The 18,437-nt window shown below is 50.4% G+C and carries 16 protein-coding genes, 1 tRNA gene and 2 pseudogenes; 10 read left to right on the plus strand and 9 right to left on the minus strand.

Annotated elements, in window-relative coordinates; genetic code table 11:
* On the plus strand, positions 1 to 543 hold a 543-nt coding region (locus LBF86_05835; GenBank protein MDR0665025.1), incomplete at its 5' end, for a hypothetical protein.
* A 149-nt stretch (positions 544 to 692) separates the two neighbouring features.
* On the opposite strand, the gene LBF86_05840 is transcribed toward LBF86_05835, so the two are convergent.
* The 4 genes from LBF86_05840 to LBF86_05855 form a co-directional block, all read right to left on the minus strand.
* Positions 693 to 1,679: a tetratricopeptide repeat protein gene (locus tag LBF86_05840; protein MDR0665026.1), complete on the minus strand. Its 987-nt coding sequence runs from the start codon at positions 1,677 to 1,679 to the stop codon at positions 693 to 695.
* Positions 1,680 to 2,170: 491 nt separating this feature from the next.
* Positions 2,171 to 2,740 carry a hypothetical protein gene (locus LBF86_05845; protein ID MDR0665027.1) on the minus strand — a complete coding sequence of 190 codons (570 nt, stop codon included), beginning with the start codon at positions 2,738 to 2,740 and terminating at the stop codon, positions 2,171 to 2,173.
* A 6-nt stretch (positions 2,741 to 2,746) separates the two neighbouring features.
* Positions 2,747 to 3,313: a hypothetical protein gene (locus LBF86_05850; protein ID MDR0665028.1), complete on the minus strand. Its 567-nt coding sequence runs from the start codon at positions 3,311 to 3,313 to the stop codon at positions 2,747 to 2,749.
* Positions 3,310 to 4,167: a hypothetical protein gene (locus tag LBF86_05855; protein MDR0665029.1), complete on the minus strand. Its 858-nt coding sequence runs from the start codon at positions 4,165 to 4,167 to the stop codon at positions 3,310 to 3,312. Before LBF86_05855 ends, LBF86_05850 begins: the two co-directional genes overlap by 4 nt.
* A 72-nt stretch (positions 4,168 to 4,239) precedes the next feature.
* Between LBF86_05855 and LBF86_05860 the strand changes: the two genes are divergently transcribed.
* A complete protein-coding gene (locus LBF86_05860; GenBank protein ID MDR0665030.1) occupies positions 4,240 to 4,959 on the plus strand; it encodes a hypothetical protein in 720 nt (239 codons plus the stop codon).
* On the opposite strand, the gene LBF86_05865 is transcribed toward LBF86_05860, so the two are convergent.
* Positions 4,956 to 5,633 carry a class I SAM-dependent methyltransferase gene (locus LBF86_05865; GenBank protein ID MDR0665031.1) on the minus strand — a complete coding sequence of 226 codons (678 nt, stop codon included), beginning with the start codon at positions 5,631 to 5,633 and terminating at the stop codon, positions 4,956 to 4,958. The genes LBF86_05860 and LBF86_05865 overlap by 4 nt on opposite strands.
* 86 nt (positions 5,634 to 5,719) lie before the next feature.
* A tRNA-Phe gene (locus LBF86_05870) sits at positions 5,720 to 5,795 on the minus strand.
* Between the two features lie 229 nt (positions 5,796 to 6,024).
* Here LBF86_05870 and LBF86_05875 point away from each other — a divergent pair.
* From LBF86_05875 to LBF86_05890, 4 genes and pseudogenes are all read left to right on the plus strand, one after another.
* A pseudogene (locus LBF86_05875) lies at positions 6,025 to 6,477 on the plus strand (GAF domain-containing protein).
* Between the two features lie 18 nt (positions 6,478 to 6,495).
* Positions 6,496 to 7,104 (plus strand): annotated as a pseudogene (locus LBF86_05880) (HD domain-containing protein).
* 1,405 nt (positions 7,105 to 8,509) lie between these two features.
* A complete protein-coding gene (thyX, locus tag LBF86_05885; GenBank protein MDR0665032.1) occupies positions 8,510 to 9,136 on the plus strand; it encodes an FAD-dependent thymidylate synthase in 627 nt (208 codons plus the stop codon).
* A 3-nt stretch (positions 9,137 to 9,139) separates the two neighbouring features.
* Positions 9,140 to 9,376 carry a hypothetical protein gene (locus tag LBF86_05890; GenBank protein ID MDR0665033.1) on the plus strand — a complete coding sequence of 79 codons (237 nt, stop codon included), beginning with the start codon at positions 9,140 to 9,142 and terminating at the stop codon, positions 9,374 to 9,376.
* A 3-nt stretch (positions 9,377 to 9,379) separates the two neighbouring features.
* Here LBF86_05890 and LBF86_05895 read toward each other — a convergent pair whose 3' ends face one another.
* The gene (locus tag LBF86_05895) at positions 9,380 to 9,649 is read right to left on the minus strand and encodes an RNA-binding protein (GenBank protein ID MDR0665034.1); all 270 of its coding nucleotides are present in this window, start codon (positions 9,647 to 9,649) and stop codon (positions 9,380 to 9,382) included.
* A gap of 360 nt (positions 9,650 to 10,009) precedes the next feature.
* On the opposite strand from LBF86_05895, the gene LBF86_05900 reads away from it, so the two are divergent.
* Entirely contained in the window at positions 10,010 to 10,861 is an 852-nt protein-coding gene (locus LBF86_05900) for a universal stress protein (GenBank protein ID MDR0665035.1), read from the plus strand.
* Positions 10,862 to 10,897: 36 nt separating this feature from the next.
* Here LBF86_05900 and LBF86_05905 read toward each other — a convergent pair whose 3' ends face one another.
* Positions 10,898 to 11,746, minus strand: coding sequence for a peptidoglycan DD-metalloendopeptidase family protein (locus tag LBF86_05905; protein MDR0665036.1), 849 nt, complete (start codon positions 11,744 to 11,746; stop codon positions 10,898 to 10,900).
* 78 nt (positions 11,747 to 11,824) lie between these two features.
* Here LBF86_05905 and LBF86_05910 point away from each other — a divergent pair, with 78 nt between their 5' ends.
* Both LBF86_05910 and LBF86_05915 read left to right on the plus strand, forming a co-directional pair.
* Positions 11,825 to 14,002, plus strand: a complete 2,178-nt coding sequence (locus tag LBF86_05910; GenBank protein MDR0665037.1) for a hypothetical protein — start codon at positions 11,825 to 11,827, stop codon at positions 14,000 to 14,002.
* A gap of 197 nt (positions 14,003 to 14,199) precedes the next feature.
* Complete coding sequence (locus LBF86_05915) at positions 14,200 to 14,883, plus strand: class I SAM-dependent methyltransferase (protein MDR0665038.1); 684 nt, start codon at positions 14,200 to 14,202, stop codon at positions 14,881 to 14,883.
* A gap of 564 nt (positions 14,884 to 15,447) precedes the next feature.
* On the opposite strand, the gene LBF86_05920 is transcribed toward LBF86_05915, so the two are convergent.
* The gene (locus LBF86_05920; GenBank protein MDR0665039.1) at positions 15,448 to 17,175 is read right to left on the minus strand and encodes a DNA polymerase III subunit gamma/tau; all 1,728 of its coding nucleotides are present in this window, start codon (positions 17,173 to 17,175) and stop codon (positions 15,448 to 15,450) included.
* 159 nt (positions 17,176 to 17,334) lie between these two features.
* Between LBF86_05920 and LBF86_05925 the strand changes: the two genes are divergently transcribed.
* The coding region (locus LBF86_05925) for a NifS family cysteine desulfurase (protein ID MDR0665040.1) at positions 17,335 to 18,437 on the plus strand (1,103 nt) is incomplete at its 3' end.

Here is an 18,437-nt window from a genome sequence, read left to right on the forward strand (position 1 = left end):
GACGGAGGAACTAGCTGGTATTTCGACAATCCGCGCGATAAAAACGAAAGTTACGAGACCTATATAACCAAAGAGCTAACGGCGCAGATCGACGCGAAATACCCTACGATAGCAAGCGGCAAATCTCGCGCGATCGCGGGTTTTTCTATGGGCGGGCATGGCGCGCTGTTTTTGGCGTTAAGGCGCGACGATACCTTTAGCGCCGCCGGCGTAATGGCGGGCGGGGTCGATCTACCGCCGTTTCATCAACGTTGGGAGCTTACGAGATTACTTGGCGATCTTAAAACAAACCGCGACGAATGGATCGCAAACAGCGTCCTATATATGGTCGAGCGCTACGATTTGAGCAAACTAAAGATTCGCATCGACTGCGGGCGCGACGATTTCTTCTACGATTCAAACGTAGCGCTGGCAAAGAAATTGCTAGCTTTGGGCGCGGATTTTGTTTTTGAGGCGCGAGAGGGCGGACACGATCGCGCGTTTATCAAATCGGTTATAGGCGATCAGCTAGAGTTTTTAGCCAAAGCCATAACCGCGCCTTAGCCGTTAAGCTCGCCCTCTTGCGCGACCCGCTTCGTCCATATATGACAAGGTTTGCGAACGAGCCGCAAACTTGCGCATACGCAACGTTGTTTTTGCAAATCGCGGATTAAACGCATCGGCTTTGCCGTAATGTAATAGCGGCGGCGCGGTTAATCGCGCAAGAGTTTATTTTCTCCCATATATTGCAACAACTCACAATCGCCGAGTTCGCACGCTTTGCGAGCGTCTTTTGTGGCGTTTTTTAGATCGCCTAATATAGCGTAAGCGATTCCGCGACAAGCGTAAGCGCTCGCCAAGTTTGGATTGATCTTAATCGCCCGCGTGTAATCGGCGATCGCTTTGCTTGTGTCGCCTAAATTAGCGTAAGCGAGTCCGCGACCGTCGTAAGCAATCGCCAAGTTTGGATTGATCTTAATCGCTTGGGTGTAATCCGCGATCGCTTTGCTATAGTCGCCTAACTTAGCGTAAGCGAGTCCGCGATTATAGTAAGCGTTCGCATAATCTGGATTGATCTTAATCGCCCGCGTCCAATCCGCGATCGCTTTGCTTATGTCGCCTAAATCATCGTAAGCGTTTCCGCGATTATAGTAAGCGTCCGCATCGTTTGGATCGATCTTAATCGCCCGCGTGTAATCAGCGATTGCTTTGCTATAGTCGCCTAAATCAGCGTAAGCGGTTCCGCGACTAAAGTAAGCGCCCGCCGGGTTTGGATTGATCTTGATCGCTTGGGTGTAATCCGCGATCGCTTTGCCATAATCGCCTAAATCAGCGTAAGCGAGTCCGCGATTATTGTAAGCCTCCGCTAAGTTTGGATCGATCTTGATCACTTGGGTGAAATGTTTGATCGCCTCTTGAAAATCGCCGCGACTATACGCGTTCAGTCCTTGACTAAACGCCTCCTCCGCGGCGTTCGCTCCAAATAAGGGCGTAGAGGCGCATAGGTAAAACGCGATTAGCGCGATCGGCGCTATTTTTGAAAGTTTATCTATAAAGAAAGCTCTCGTTATAGGCGCAAAAACCCTTTGCGGCGTTTGATCGGTAAGCAGAAAACGCTTTACCCTATCGCAAACGCGAGCTAACGCATACAGGGGGGGGGGCGAAACCTTTAGCTTCGCAAGCTTTTGCCTAGCGATCATTATTTGATCTCCTTTTGCGCGTAAAATTGACAAATTATAGACTATATCAACATAAAACTACAAAAAACCGCGACGCTAAACTGCTTTCGCTTTACGAGCCGCCCTTCGCGCTCCCTTTTCGCTTTACGGATCGCCCTTTACCTCGCCTCTCGCTATTTTCGCCCCCTCCCCGTCATTTCCGATCAGAGCGATAGGGCGCTCTACCGCCCGTAATCGCGTAGTAAGGCGGGTATCCATCTTTTTGACGATTATGGGGATGGATACCCGTTTTCACGGGAATGACGAGAATGTGGATTCCCGCCTTATTTCGCGCCTTGCGCTCCTGCCAAAGCGGGCGCCTCGCGGGAATGATAATCCGCGCGATCGTTAAAAACGCGGGCGCGCTTGGTTGATCGCGGACTTTTGGCTAACGTATCGTTTGCGCGATTATTTGAATGCCGCTCGCGTATGGTTCGCGCGAATTTTCAAAGCGTCGCGGCTAGCTCAATGGATCAGAACTTAAAATTAAGTCCCGCGCTTAAAACGTCGATTGAGCCGTCGTTTGTAAAAGGGGTTTGAAACGGGATACGATAGCCGCTTAACTGCCAAAACTCCCGCCTCGCCTCCGCCGTCAACTCAAAATAGCGAAGCGAAAAGACGACGCCCGCCGCTAGATGCAAATTCGATCCGTCGCCTAAATCCTCGCCGAAACCGCCCAGTCCCGCGCCGATTTTGAAATACGGGACTAACTCCCGCGTTAAAAACCAATCGACGTTATATCCGAAAGCTACGGAAGCGCCCGCGTGCCAGCTTTTTTCTTCCTTGTTCGCGCCGTTAAAATCATATTTGAAGTAACGCTGTTCGCCAAAAAGCTCCCAGCGAATTTTCGCCGAAAAAGAAGATCGCATATTGTTGTTCCAACCCAGTCTGAAACCCCTTATAGGGGATTGATTTTCCAGATCGGTTCGACTTTCTTTTTCGAGCGTTCCGTCAAGAACGCCGCCGTATGCGCCGATATAAAAGGCGTCTTTATACGCAAACGCGCTCGCGCAGAGCGCCGCAAAAAACAGGACAAACCGCATTCAACCTCATTTTGCGGCGTCGATCGCGTTTCGCGCCGCGTTTTCTATCAGTTTTACGTCGCGAAGCATACCAAAGTTTAGCGAGTAAGTTTCGTTTGACTTGATAAATTGCCCGATCGCGTCGATCATCGTTTCCTCTAATTTGTCCTCCGAAATGCGAAGCAGGGCATAGTAATCGCGCGAGGGCGACCACCAATTATCGGCGCGCTCAAATTGGCTAGAGGCTCTCGCGCCTATCATTAGCGAAGCCAACCTCGCGTCCGCGTCGATCGTATCGCTATTTGCCGTCGCGAGCGCGTTTAAGCACGCCGTCGCGGCGCTAATCGCTATCTTTTCGATCCGCGCGCGCAGGATTTCGCTTGCTCGCGCTCTCGCTTCGATCTGTTGAAAGCGCACGCCGCCGATCGATTGCGTAGCGCCGCCGGTGGCGGCAAATCTGCCGGCTATATCAGGGTCTTGAATCCAAGCGGGCGCTTTTTCCGGAATGCCGCCGAGTTCGTCGCTCGCGGGCGTTTTATCCGCGCAACCGCTAAATAACAGCGCCGCGATCGCCGCCGCGAAAACGATCTTCATCTAAACAGATACCGCGCCCCGACATAAAATCTCGTCTCCGTTTCCTCGCGCTCTAGCGATCCGTAGGTTATCGATCCGCCGCCGGATTTGGTAGCCGTCCCGCTAGCCGAACCGAAATTGCGCAGCAGATACTCTAACCCGCCGTAAATCTCGACGTTCGGGCTTAATATGTAAGTCGCGCCAAGTCCGCCGCCAAAAACGAAGCTGTCGGGATCTAGCGAATCGATCCCGTCCTCAAAGCCCGCGCCGACTACCGCGCGCGCGTATGGGATAATTTTCTCGTCGAAAAAAGCCAGCGACTCAAAGCCAAACTGCGCGCTAAAGGCTACCTCGTCGATGTTGTCGTTGACGTAATAACCAAGCTGATAGTAGTTCTGCGTAAGCTCGTCTTTTAAGCCGCCGACTACGGCGAAGGTGGTAACGCTCTTGTCTTTTGAAAATTTAACGGTTCCGCCGTCGGTTTTAAACAGTTTTCCTTCGTAATCGATTGTTTCGTATTCCGTAACGCTTTTGTTGATCTCGTTCGTTTTGATCGTATAGTCTCTCGTAATCGAGCCGACCGCGCCTTCCGCGCCCGCAAACCATATCCAACGATCGGCTGAAACGTTCGCGCGCGCTTGGGCGACTTTGGTCGCGACGTTTAGCTTTTGCCCTTCGCCGCCCAGCGCCCTTCTTACGGCGAGCCGCCCGTCGTCCGTCCTGATCAGTTCGCTGCCCGCGTTTAGTCGAATCTGCCGCCCGTCGCGCGTTTTTATGAGTCGGTCGCGATCGCTCGGCGCGACCAAAACCTCGATTGAAAATAGATTGGCGCTCGTAAAAAACGCGATCGCCGCCGCTATAAATTTTAATCGCATTTCGCCGCCTTTGATAAGTTAACGTAATTATAGGCGCTTAGCAATTATCGTGCCGCTGGTAAAATAGCGCGCATGGACGCGCAATGGTTTACGACGACTCCGATCGCCCACCGCGGGCTTCACGGCGGGAGCGTTCCCGAAAACTCGATCGCGGCGTTTTTGGCGGCGCAAGAGGCAAAATACGCAATCGAGTTGGACGTTCAACTGATTAAAGGCGGCTCGATCGTGGTCTTTCACGACGACACGCTTGGTCGCATGACGGGATTAAACGGCTTTACGCGCGATCTGGAGGCGACGAATCTCAAAAACGTTCCGCTTTTTGGCGCGGGCGAAACGATCCCCCTGCTTGAAACGGTTTTCGAGCGGGTAACCGCGCCAATCTATATCGACGTTAAACGTTCCCGCTCCGACGATTATCGTTTGGAAACGCGGCTTCTAGCGCTGATTCGCCACTTCAACCCGACGGTCGCGGTGGCGAGTTTCGAGCCGAAAACGTTAATCTGGTTTAAGAAAAACGCGCCCGATATACCGCGCGGAATTATCAGCCGCTCTTTTAAAAACGAAGATCGATCGATATGGGAAAAATACAGGCTTCGCCGCCTTTGCGATCTGGGCGCCATTAAACCGGCGTTTATTAGCTACGAGCTGGATTCGCTTCCGTTCTGGCGCGTAACAATAGCGAGAAAGTTTTACAAAATCCCCGTTTTGGCTTGGACGGTTAGAAACGAGGAGGATTTGCAAAAAGCCAAAAAGGTGGCGGATAATATCGTTTTTGAAGGCTTTGCCCCCTAAATTTCGGCGATAAACAACAGCTTGTCCGCCTTCGCGCCGTCATAAAGGCGTATATCTTTTCGTTTAATAGCGCTAAATCCCGCCGCGCTAAGCGTTCGCTCGATCGTTTTTGCCGAATGAAAATACTGCGTTATTTGCCAATCGAATCGTCTATATTCGTCTGTTTTATCGCGTTCAAACAGCGTAAAACGGTTGACGAGCGCCGCGCCGTCAAAACTCGCGCGAACGGCGCCAAAACGATCCGAATCGTCCAAAACCAGATCGCCTTCGGCGATCTCGAAGCCGTAAAGCGAATTAACGTCGAAAATAAACGCGCCGTTTGGATTTAACCGATCGCGCGCGGCGCGAAAAAATCCGCCTAACTCGCCGCCGTTTAGATAATTAACCACGTCGAAAATCGCGCTTACGGCGTCGTAAGAGCCTCTCTCGTCTTTAAGATCGATCCGCTCGGCGTTTAGCCCTCCGCTTCGCGCGTTTTCGACCATTGCGGCGCTTAAGTCGATTCCTTTCGCGGCTATGCCAATCGTTTGCAAACGCGACAAGAACAATCCGTTTCCGCAACCTGCGTCTAAAACGCTCCTTGCTCTTAGCGCCTGTAGCTCGACGATAAAACGCTTATGCAAAGCGGCGATCTCTTTGCGAAACGGTATCAACGGCTCGAAACGAGCGTACATATCAAGCGCGTTATCCATAAACGCAACTATAACACGACAAACCGCTAAAGCAAGGAGTTTGAGAAACGGCGTTTGAGATTTGCGAGTGGTGGCTCCGGGCAGAATCGAACTGCCGACACACAGATTTTCAGTCTGCTGCTCTACCGACTGAGCTACAGAGCCGTCGCTTATAACGCTCGCTTAAAAAGAAGGCGCGATTATAGCCGAGCAAGGCTTAACGCGGGCGTTTTCGCAACCGAGCTAGATCGGTTAGCCGCGATTAAATACGCGAGCTTTATTTATTAAATTCGTGCTATAACGCATAACTTTATTCAAGCGAAATGCGATGCCGCAATATACTGACGACACACAAACTTTGCGACGCGAACTCGATCCGCGCGAGACGCTCAAGATGATTTTTGAATCGCTCGCGCGCATATCTAAAGAGACGCAGATCGATCGTATTTTGACGCTTATGGCGGATTTGGGGCGCGAGCTTGTATGCGCCGACCGCTGTTCGATCTGGCTGCTAAACGAGGACAAAACCAAACTATGGACGGCGGTCGCGCACGGCGTTCCGTCGATCGTCGTTCCGAGCGACAGCGGCGTAGTCGGACACGCGCTTAAAGAGGGCGCGCCGATCATTATCAACGACGCTTACGCCGACGCTAGATTCAACGTCGCCGTTGACGCGCAAACGGGTTACGTTACGCGCAACATTATCGCCCTGCCTATCTATGGCGGCGAAAAGAATATCATCGGCGTTTATCAGGCGATCAACGAGATGACGAGCAAAGCCGCCTTTGACGACGAGGACATAACGCGGCTTGAACTCGCCGCCGTCTATTCGGGCGCGGCGCTTGAATCGGCGATCGCGCGCAAAGAGATTGAAGAGACGCAAAAAGACGTGATTTTCACTATGGGCGAGGCTGGCGAAACGCGCTCCAAAGAGACGGGAAACCATGTTAAGCGCGTAGCCGAATACTCGTATGCGTTAGCGATCGCTTTAGGGCTTGGCAAAGACGAAGCCGAGCTGTTGCGCATGGCGAGTCCTATGCACGATATAGGCAAGATCGCCGTTCCCGATTCGGTTTTAAAGAAGCCGGGCAAGCTGGACGAGGCGGAGTTTGAGATTATGAAAACTCACGCGGCGACAGGCTATCAAATTCTCAAAAACTCCCGCCGCCGTATCTTGAAAGCCGCCGCGATCGTCGCTTACGAACATCACGAAAAATATAACGGCAAGGGCTATCCAAGAGGCTTAAAGGGCGAGGAGATACATATTTTCGGGCGGATCACGGCGCTCGCCGACGTATTTGACGCTTTGGGCAGCGATCGGGCGTATAAAAAAGCGTGGGAGCTTGAGAAAATTCTCGCGCTTTTGAAAGAGGAGCGAGGCGAACATTTTGATCCCAAGTTGATCGACGCGTTTTTTAGCTCGCTCGACGAGTTTTTATCGATCCGTAGCCGCTTTGCCGACGGCGAACAATAGAGCCGTTTATTTGAAACCGCGTTCGTTTTGCCAAAGATCGTTTGAGGTTTCGCGTTTTCGCGGAGGCGTTTAAATAAATCGCGCGCGCCGTTGATTTGTCGGTCTCGTCGCCGCGTAACGTTTAATTAACGTTGCGATTGGACGACGACAAGCCGATCGCGACAAAAGCGGAGCTTATCCGCGCTTAGGCGCTTAAACAAACTTTGTAAAGCGGGTTTTATACGCGCTTGGATCTTTTTAAATAACGCGCGGATTCACATCAAGCAAACGTTATCGCGTTTAAAACGCTTCAATTGATGTTTCGGATTGATTTATCGCTTCCGCTAGTAAAAACGCGCGTATGATTTCCGCAAAACGTCAAGTCGTAAAATTTAAGCGCTTCAGAAAGGATAAGCGCTCGGCGGCTAAAGCAAACTTCAGCCGCCGCGCTTTAGTGAAAGGACAACTGCAATTATCGTCTATCGCCTAAAGATTAGCCGCGTCAGTCCCAAACGACCAACCCAAAACTTCGTTGATCGGCTAGTTATGCTTACTTGTCTAGGCTTGCAAATGAAACGCTCGCGAGAAAGAAGCAAAAAAAGAAAACAAACTTCCGCTATTTCCGCGCGGAGCGATAGGGCGCTTGTCCGCCCGTAATTGCGAAAGAAGGCGGGCGTCCAGATAAATAAAACTCGTATGCGATTTATATCGCGAGGCTTTGGAAGATGGATTTCCGCATTTCACAGAGCCTTGCGGGAATAGATTCCAGCCTTTGCGATAATGACGAGAATAAGCGCAAGTTCCGTCGTTTCCGCGACTCTAACGCGCTCGTAACTAAAATATTACGCTTAAAATTGCATAGATCGGCGAAAAACGCGAGCGTCGATCAATGTTGATTGATAGATAACAAAAAACTCCGCCACTTACTATCTTAATTAAGAATTGCGGGACAACAAACGGCGTCTTGCCCATAAATCGGGTCTTTATGTAACTAGCGATTTTCTCGATTTTTGAGGCGAACGACGGGTAACGAAACCTGTTATAGACAATGGCGTTTGTGATCCTCAAAAAATTTAAGAATTATACCCCCCCCCCCCCCTATACTCTTAAAATAAACTTTGGGCTTTTGTATGGGACAAAAAGCCCCAAACTAAGCCTCTATTTATGTAAAAACCTGAAATAAACCGAATCTGTCTAAAAAGTATTAGTCAAATAATTAAGATTAAAAACGTCGCGTTTTTTATTCGATCAAAAGCGTTTTTGCGCTAGCCGAAACGCGCTTGAACGCGATCGGGCGCGCGGGGTTTTGCGGCTTGCTTTAACGATAACGATTTTAGCGGCGCTTTGCGTTTTGACGGGCGCTTTTATGGCGACTGCAAGCGGCGCGTTTTGGCGGGCAAATCTAACGCCTGCTATGATTTTAACTATGCAAATAACCCTTCTTCAACATACGGATTTAGCGGTTTGCGCTCACGCCATTCGCACCTGCTGGCAGAGCTATGAGAGGTCGGATAACGGGGGCGACGCGGATCGCGCGCTAATCGATCGAGTTGGCAATCAAAACAAACATTCGAGCGTTCTCGAACACCTGTTTTACGTTTTTTACATTCGAGGAATCAGCCGCGCCTGTCTGCAAGAGCTTGCTAGACACCGCGTCGCCTCGTTGTCCGTTAAAAGCACGCGCTACACGCTAAAAGAGCTAAAAAAAGAAGCGGCGTTTGAAACGTTCGACGATCGCGCCAAAAACTATCTCGTAGAAACGGGCGTTGGCGAAGTCGATCGCGCGAGTCTTCTGGCGCTAGAAAGGTTGCGCGAGCTTTTGGCGCGGGGAATCGCCAGCGATCGCGCCAAATACGCCCTGCCCGAAAGCTACAAAACGGAACTTACATGGAGCGTAAACGCCAGAAGCCTGCAAAACTTTTTACGACTACGAACAAGCAGAGCGGCGCTATGGGAGATACGCGCTCTAGCGCTGGCAATTTTCGACGCGTTGCCCAAAGACCACAGATACCTATTCGAGCCGTATATCGATCGCGGCGAAACGAGCGAGTAAGCGATGAAACCAAGCGATTTTTTTCGCCGTTTCGCGATTTTTAGAACAAGTTTAACGCTACTGATCGCGTTAATCGTCGGCGGGTTTTTAACGCTGTCGATTATCGTTAGCCTTTACAACGGCGAGTGGGCGCGAGCGTTCAAGATCGCGGGCATGCTGTTGTTTGCCGCGTTGCTCGTTTGCCTAGCGATAGCCGTAGGCAAGGCGCAAACCAAACGGCGGGATAGACCCGCCGATTAGGTTTTACCAGCGTTGACGCGCGGGGCGAGCGTCGCGCTCGCGCGCTTCGTTCACGCGCAGATTGCGTCCGCCGAAATCTTTGCCGTCAAGATTTTCGACCGCTTTCAGCGCGTCGGAATCGTCCATTTCGACGAAACTAAAACCGCGAAAACGTCCCGTTTCCCGATCCATCATCATTCTAACGGCGCTAACGTTTCCATAAGCCGCAAAAACGGCGCGTATTTGTTCTTCGGTGGCGTTGTATGGCAGATTGCCCACATAAAGCTGTTTCACTATTTTCCTTAAAAATCACAAGGGACTAACGTCCAAGAAAGCCAAGAGGCGACGCGAGGGAAGGTCACTGCGCTAAGCGCTAAACAAACTTATCTCAAACCAACGCACCCCTTTGCCTCAAAAACTAACGCACGATACACAAAAAACGCTTAATTTATTGTTACGGGCGCTATTAAAATTTGTCGGCGATAGAGTTTATAGCAAAAAAATTCGTTTATATAGAGATAGCGAGCGATTTTTTAGTTTCGTTTGCGAAGCGAAACGCCGACGCGAACATGACAAAAGCCGAGATAGAAGCCGCTCTAAACAAACGGCGCTCAGACAAGTCGGGTAAAATACAAACAAAAAAGGAGTTAAATAGTGAAAGTTATCGTAGCGGCAAGCGATTTTTCGCAAAAAAGCTCAATCGTCGTCAATAAAGCCGCCGCGATCGCCAAACTAAGCGGCGCGCGATTGACGCTTTTGCACGCTATAAATCCGCGCGGTTTTTTCGGGCGGCTGTTTAATCAAAAAACCGCGTCGGCTATTGGCGAGATCGAAAAACGGCTACGCTCGACGCTTGAAAATTTGGGCGTCCAAGGCGAGGCGATCGCGCTGGAAGGAAAGCCGAGCGAAACTATCCTCAAAATCGCTAAAGAAAAAAACGCGGATATGACGGCGCTTGGCGATCACGGCGAATTTAATATAGGCGATCTGCTCTTAGGCACGACGGCGAGACACGCGATCGAGCTATCCGATCTGCCGATCCTGATCGTAAAAAGCGAGAGCCCGATTCCGTATAAGCGCGTTTTTATCGCCGTCGATTTCTCCGAGTGTTCGACAAAAGCCGCCGAGTTTGCCGTCAAAACCTTTAGCGGCTCGGAGTTTATCGCTTTTAACGCCTATTTGGCGCCAAGCGACATAACGGATTCGCGCTGCGGCGCTATTACCGACGAAGCAAGCTCTATGCTTGAAACTATGCGGCGCGAAGCGAGCGAGAGTTTAGAGAGGTTCGTAAAATCGCTTCCGCTTAACAATCGCGACGTCAAAACCATGATCAGGGCGAGCGCGTCGCCCTCCGCGACGATTCTGGAAACGGCAAGGAGCGAACGGTGCGATCTGATAGTCATGGGCGCGAAAGGCGTCGAGTCGTTTGTGCCGATGATGATCGGTAGCTGCGTCGAATCGCTACTTCGCAGAAGCGATATAGACATGCTGATTGCGCGACGATGATTCGCGAGTTTTTGAGCGGCTTTCTAATCGAGGCTACTATTTTCGGGGCTTTTGCCCTTTTGGCGTTAGTTTGGCTAAATCGTCGCTTGAAACAAGCAAAAGAGGATCAAACCACGCCCCGTTAAGCGCCGCGCTCCAATGCAGATGCGCGCCCGTAACCCGTCCCGTCGCGCCGACGTAGCCGATTATATCGCCCGTTTTTACCTTTTGATCCGCCGTTACCGCGCCGCGATCCAAATGACAATAGAGCGTGAAAAGCCCTTCGCCGTGATTTAGCAGAACAAAATTGCCGCAGTAAAAATGCGCGTCCGCAAGCGCGACGACGCCGTCGGAGGGAGCTAAGATTGGCGTTCCTTTCGGCGCGGCTAAATCTGTCCCGCCGTGCGGTCTGCGCGACGTTTTATTGATAATCCGCCTTACGCCAAACGGCGAGCTGATCGGCGCGATCAACGGCAGACGCATTCGCGTTTCCCCTTTGAAATTTTCAGAAAATTTGGCGATTGCCGAAGCGGTTATATTTCGCTCTTTTACCACTCTTTGAATCGTTTCGTCGTCGAGCGCCTCCATACTTTTGTCGATAGTAAGCCGCTGAATCGGATAACTTTTCTCGCCAATCCTAAACGGTATAACCGCCGACTTGCCGTCGATCGTTCGGTATGAAGCGTATCCCGTCGCGTTTGGCTTCGCGTCGATCGACACGCCTATAATCGCCGCCCACTCGCCGTTTGGCAACCTATCCACTCTAACGCGCCTATCGCCAAGAAACGCGGCGGGCGCAATATCGCCAAATTCGTTAAGCGGCGCGACCGCGACCCCGCCGGGGTAACTCGCGTCGTCCAAAGCCCGCGCAAAAACGCAAATAAAAACCAAAACAATAAAACGCATTCGTTAGTTTGCGAAGTTTTTGCTTAATGCGGCTTTAGCTATGCTTTTCGCATTCAATATGAAAAGAGCGAATTTATTTTGAGTTGGAACACGACGTTAAACTTTGACGCTCGACCGCTAGACATAACAAAAAGAGGCGATCGGTTTTGGTCTATCGACTCCCTTGGCTATCTTTATAATTTTGATAGAAACGGAAAACCGAAGGGCAAAACGCGAATCGACGAAGCCGAAAACGCGCTGTCGGCGCGTTTTTTGTCAAACGGCGAACTTTTTTTTATTAAAGAAAACGCGGCGTTCGTTTTTTCGCTTGAGCAGAATAGAAGGCTGTCCAAAAGGACTTTGGGGCTAAGCCCGATTGTTTTGAGCGCGTTTAACGACGAGACGTTCGCCGCGATTGACGCGGAAGGTTTTTTGCAGGTTTTCTCTATCGGCGACGTTAACCGTTATTCGCTTTGCCCCGCGCTTTTTAAACGTCCTTCGGCATTGTTTTTCAGCGAAGATAAACGGTTCCTGTTCGCCGCGGAGCGCGAGGGCAGATCGGTCGTCTATGATTTAGCGCTTCATAGAGTCGCGCTTGAGACCAAACCGCCGAAACCGGTAATCGGCGGCGCGTTCTTGACAAACGGGCGGCTTTTGCTCTTTTGCAAAGAGCGCGATCTGCTCGTTATCTCTCGGCACGCGAACGGCGCGGCGCTCGATTCGCTCTCGTTGCCTCGCGCCGCTATGGAAGCCGTAACGACGACTTCGCGCTACGCGTTGCTAGGGCTTGAAACAGGCTTGATCGCGGCTATCGATACGACGCATAATCGCGTCGCTAGATCGTGGAAGGTTTTGAACGAGCCGATCTCCGCTATCAGGCTTAACGGCGAAAACGTTTTTGTGATCGGCGAAAAAGGCGCGATCGCGCGTTACGATCTTAGCGAGCTAAATAAATCTTGTCAGCTTTCGATCGCGTCGGAGGACTACGACTCGGCAAACGCGTTGATTTCGATCAGCGGATTTTGCCTGCTAAACGAACAGTTTTGCGATTGGCTGGAACGCGCTTGGGAGGAAAATGTCTATCCAAGCGCGGTTAGGTTTTTGGAAGAGGGTAAACCAAACCTCGCCAAAGAAGCCGTATCGCCGTTTTGGGACGATCTGCCAAAACGCGCCCGCTTCGAGGAGGCTTTGCCACACTTAAACGAGCTTAGCCAATTGCGCGTTTCGTTCAAAAATCGCCGCATGCGCGAAACGCAGGCGCTGCTTAACGCCTACCCGATCTTAAACGAATCTCTTACCGGCAGGCTCTACTTCGATAAATGGAAAAACGCGGTCGAAACGGCGCTGGAGTTTATCAAAGAGGGCGATAAGGATAAAGCCGTAAAGGTTTTGGAGCCGTTTATGAGCGCGCTGGAAAAAGGGGAAACGGCGCGGCGGATCCTTGATTTTCCGTCGCCGTTTTTGAAGGCGATAGACGCGATCAAAGCGCGAGATTGGCAAGGTTTTAACGATCTGTGCGAACGCGAGCCTATATGCAAGGGGTTGCCGCATTTCGAGTATAAAGAGCGCAAAGCCTCCGCGTTGGAACGCGAGATGATCTTTTGGGCGGATCAGCACGCTTACGCAAACGCTTTAAGCGCGGCGAAAGAGCTTAGCGCGCTTGGCGCTCCGCCCGTTTTGAAAGATCCGATCGCCGCTCTGCTCGCGTTTTTGGAAGCCGAGCAAAAGGGCAAACGCGGCGCGGCGCTGACGCTGGCGGCTAAATATCCGTTTTTGACCGATACGCCGCAGTTTTTAGACGTTTTCAAGGAGAGCAAAGAGCGTTTAGACAGGGCGTGGAAAGCGGCGGCGGCGGGCGATAGCCAAGCGGCGTATCTTTTGACTCTCGACGAGGCAAGCAATCCTCTATATGTGGATTACGCGGCGTTGGTTCTGCGAATAGGTTTTACGGAAGAGATTCGGCGCGTGGTGGTCGCGCTTGCGCTTAATTGGGAGGAAACCGCTAAAAATTACGAGCGCTATTTTGGGCGCGATCCGCTTTTGCAATTAGCTTACGAGGCGCAGGGCAAGTTAGAAACGCTTCAAAAAACGCCAAATCCTAGACTGGTTAGAGGTTACGAACATTTCGATCTGCCGCAGTCGGTTTTAACTTTTACCGATCTAGGCGAGAAAGAGACGGCTCGGACGTTCTCAAGCCTTACGCGCGTTGGACTGATCGCGGCGCTGATAGTTGTTGCCGTCTTCGCTTTTTGGCTCTTTACCGTTCAGCGCTTCTAGCGCAAACGCGGTTTTTGCGAACGCCATAAACGGCGCCGGCATTCTCTTGATCGCGCCGCCAAGCCATCGCGTACATCCAAAATATTATGCGCCGTCGTTTTTAAATTAGTTGGAAAATATTAAACAAGTATTGACAAAGCGAAAAAAAAGAAATATAATCAAATAGATACTTGGCAAAAGAAGATTTTTGAAATAAAATGAAACGCTTAAACGTTAATACTTATTCAACTACCGCAAAACATTCTTTTGCTGATAAAGCGGCATACAATACAAGAGTAAAAATATTCAAAAAATTATTAGCAATTATCGATCTTGAAAAAGCAGAATCAATAATTGACGTTGGAGTTACCGCCGATAAAACATATATGTCGTCAAATTTTTTTGAAAATTTGTTTTTGGATCATAAAAAAATTACGGCGTTTTCCGATCAAGACGCAAGCTGGATGGAAAACGAATATAAAGGATTAACATTTAAACAAGGAACGGTGCTTGATATGCCGTTTGAAAATAATACTTTTGATTTAGTTTTTTCATCCGCCGTAATTGAACATGTAGGTTCAATAAAGAACCAAAGTAAATTTCTAAGCGAATGTTTTAGAATATCGAAAAAATATGTTTTTCTAACTACGCCAAACAGACATTATCCAATTGAATTGCATACCGCTATGCCATTTATACATTTATTGCCTAAAAATATACATAGGAAAATATTAAAATTTATTGGGAAAAGTTTTTTTGCATTAGAAGAAAATTTAAACTTATTAACAAAAAATGATTTACGAAAATTATGTTTTGAAAATGGTATTCCTGAATATAAAATATTAACAGTTAATTTCTTAGGATTGCCTTCAAATTTATTATTAATATTAACAAAAAATTAAAGCAAAAACAACGGCGCGTAATAAGGTTGTTTGCACTTCGCGGTCTTGCGGCGGTTCGGACTACGTTTTGGCTATGCTCTCCGTTTCGTTCCACTCCCATGCCAATCCTTTCGCGTTTTGTCGGCAAACGCTGGATATTTCTTTATTCGCGCCGTCAAGCCGTTGCATACGTTCGGAACGTTCTATATCAAATATTCTTGAAAAAAATTTGATAAAGCTAAAATTTCGTATTGCATAACGCGTTTTATGAGGAAATCGTTCAAAATAAATACTAACTAAAGACAATAACGATTAAAAATATTTTCGCATAAACTTAATTTGCGCGGAACAAAGCGGAGCGCTAATTTGGAATTAAATGTTCCTCCGCGCCGCCGTTAGAATCGTATGGGGACGTAAAACAAACGCCGCTCTTTTTGCTAGAGAGTATCTGCGTAGCAGATGTTTGCGGCGTATTAACTTTATCGGTTTTAGCAAGCGGGTAAAACGCGACTTTTAAAGCCGGCGAACCCGCCGCGTAACTTCGCTCCTATTTTCGTCCAAGTCTTATTTTATCCGCAATTTCAATCAGCGGTTAGTTTTGGCTATAACGGTAATTTTCTCCGGCTTAAAAATTTCAATCGCTTTTTGAATATCCGCGGCGCTTAATGGATCGTCGTTATCAAGCGCGCTTTTGGCGGCGGGTTCGTCGCGTATCGGTTTCGTTTTGGCTACGGCTTCGTTTTGGCTTTTGGCGGCTGAAGCGGCGGCATTAATGTTTGCGTTGTCGGGGTCGGTTGGCGAAGCGTCGCTCGCGTTTTTAGCGGCGGGTTCGTCGCTTGCCGGTTGCGATTTGACGGCGATTTCGTTTGATTTGGCTTCGTTTTGGCTTTTGTCGGCTGAAGCGGCGACTTTAACGATCTTGGTTTGTTCGCCAAAAACCTCGCGCAAGATTTGCAAAAAGGTTTTGTAGTCCCTTCTTAGCCGCTCCACGCCCGCGCCGCTCTCGGCGAAAACGGCTCGAAACTCGTTGTTTTCAAACGCGACAAATGTTACCGCCTCGCTAAACGCCGCGCCTAGTTCGGCGTTACGATCGTAAAGGCGCGCCGTTAGCAGATCGATTGGCGCGGTCTGCCCAACCGATTGACGACCGCCAAAAGAGGACGGGGGACGGCTCGCGCGATCCGCGTTGTCGGCGGATCGTTTTTCTTCGCGCGTCTCGCCGTTTTGAGCGCCGTTTGTCGATTGCGCCAGTTCGTTTTCAATCCGCTCGATCGCGTCGGCGATCGCTTCGGGGCGGAGCGCCTCAATCATCTTTAACGCCGTTAATCCTAGCGTAAAACCGCCGTCCGCGCCAAAATGTAGCAAACTTTTCGCCTCCGCCGCGATCTTAAAGAAGCGCTCGATCACATTAGCGCTAAAAGGCGCGCGCGGTTTGAAAAGCCGCTCTTTAAGAAAATCTATCATCTCGTTGATCACCATTTCGGCGTCGCTAGATTCGATCTCCTTGACAAACGAGATCGCGCCGCTTTGATCGCGATCGAAAATCCGCGCGAAAAAGGTCTCGATTTGCGACGGGTCTAAAACGCCGAGCATCTCTACGGCGGCGTTTAGCTCCAACGCGCCCTTACCGTAAGCGATCGCCTGCTCCAAAAGCGTCAATGTGTCGCGCATGCTGCCGCCGCCCGAACGCGCTATGATCTCCAGCGCGCGATCGTCGGCGCGAATCGATTCTCGCGCCATAATGTGCTTTATGTGCGCCAGAACCGCCTCAAAGGCGATTTTTTTGAAACGAAAATGCTGCGATCGCGACAAGATCGTCGCGGGAACTTTCATCGGATCGGTCGTGGCGAGCAGGAATTTAATATAGCTAGGCGGCTCCTCTAACGTCTTTAGCAGCGCGTTAAACGCCCCTTTTGAGAGCATATGAACCTCGTCGATGATATATATCTTAAACCGACCGAGCGACGGCGCGTATTTGGTCTGCTCGATCAGATCGCGCACGTCGTCTATGCCCGTGTTGCTCGCCGCGTCCATCTCGATAATGTCGATATGCCGTCCTTCGTTTGCCTGACGGCAGTTATCGCACTCCTCGCACGGCGCGGAGCTTACGCCCTTTTCGCACAGAAGCGATTTGGCGAAAATCCTCGCGCTGGAGGTTTTACCGCTGCCGCGCAAGCCCGAGAACAGGTAGGCGTGGCTTAGCTTGCCGCTATCGAGGGCAAGAGAGAGCGTCTGACTTACCGCCTCCTGCCCGATTAGCTCTTTGAACGATCGCGGGCGGTATTTAAGGGCAAAAACTTGATGTTCGCTCATCGTTTCGCCGCGTTGTTCGCGCTCATTTTTCGCCTTTCGCGCTTAACTTTAGTCTCTCTATCCTAACATTAAATGCCAAAAACTACCGCGAATGATTAAAAAATCATACCAATTTTGTCCGATTTAGGGTATGATTACTTTTTCAAAGCAAGGAAAGCGATGCAAAGAGTCTATCTTGACAACAACGCGACTACGATGGTCGATCCGAGAGTAAAAGAGGCGATGGAGCCGTTTTGGTGCGAAAAATACGGCAACTCAAACAGCCTTCATCAGTTTGGCATAGAGCTTAGAGGTCGTCTGCGCGACGCTCTCGATCAGCTCTACGCGGGCATAAACGCGAGCGACGAGGACGATCTGATCGTAAATGGTTGCGCCAGCGAAGGCAACAACACGGTTTTGCAGGGCGTTTATCACGAAGTGATCCGTCATAGCGTCCGCGATCATATCGTTACGACGAGCGTCGAACACCCCTCTGTGCGCGTAGCCTGTAATTTCTTGGAATCGCTTGGAGTAAAAATAACCTATCTAGCGGTGAACGAACAGGGCATAGTCGATCTTGAGAGCGTCAGGGAGGCGGTCGGCGACAATACGGCGCTAGTTAGCGTAATGTGGGCGAACAACGAAACGGGAATGATCTTTCCGATCAAAGAGATCGCCGAGATCGCCCACGCCAAAGGCGCGCTATTTCACGCCGACGCGGTGCAGGCGATAGGCAAGATCAAGGTTGACGCGCGCGAAGCGGACGTAGACTATCTGACCTTTAGCGGACACAAATTTCACGCGCCAAAGGGTGTCGGAGGGCTGTTCGTTAAAGCCGGCGCGCCTAAAGTCCGCTTAATCTACGGCGGCGAGCATATGGGCGGGCTTCGCGCGGGGACGCTCAATTCGCCGCTTATGATTGGCATGGGGCTTGCAATGGAGTTAGCCAACGAGGCGCTGCCATACGAAACTACGACCGTGCGCCGACTTAAAGACAAACTAGAGGACGCGCTTTTAACCATACCCGACGTTTTTGTCGTGGGCGATCGCGATTTGCGCGTTCCGAACACGATCCTAGCAAGCGCGCGCGGCGTGGAGGGCGAATCGCTACTTTGGGACCTAAACAAAAACGGGATCGCCGCCAGCACGGGCAGCGCCTGCGCAAGCGAGGATTTGGCGGCAAATCCAATCCTCTCGGCGATCGGCTCTGACGAGGAGTTGGCGCATACGGCGGTGCGTTTAAGTTTATCGCGTTTCACAACCGAAGCGGAGATAGATTACGC

Source organism: Helicobacteraceae bacterium (assembly GCA_031258155.1).
Classification (GTDB): Bacteria; Campylobacterota; Campylobacteria; order Campylobacterales; family SZUA-545; genus JAIRNH01.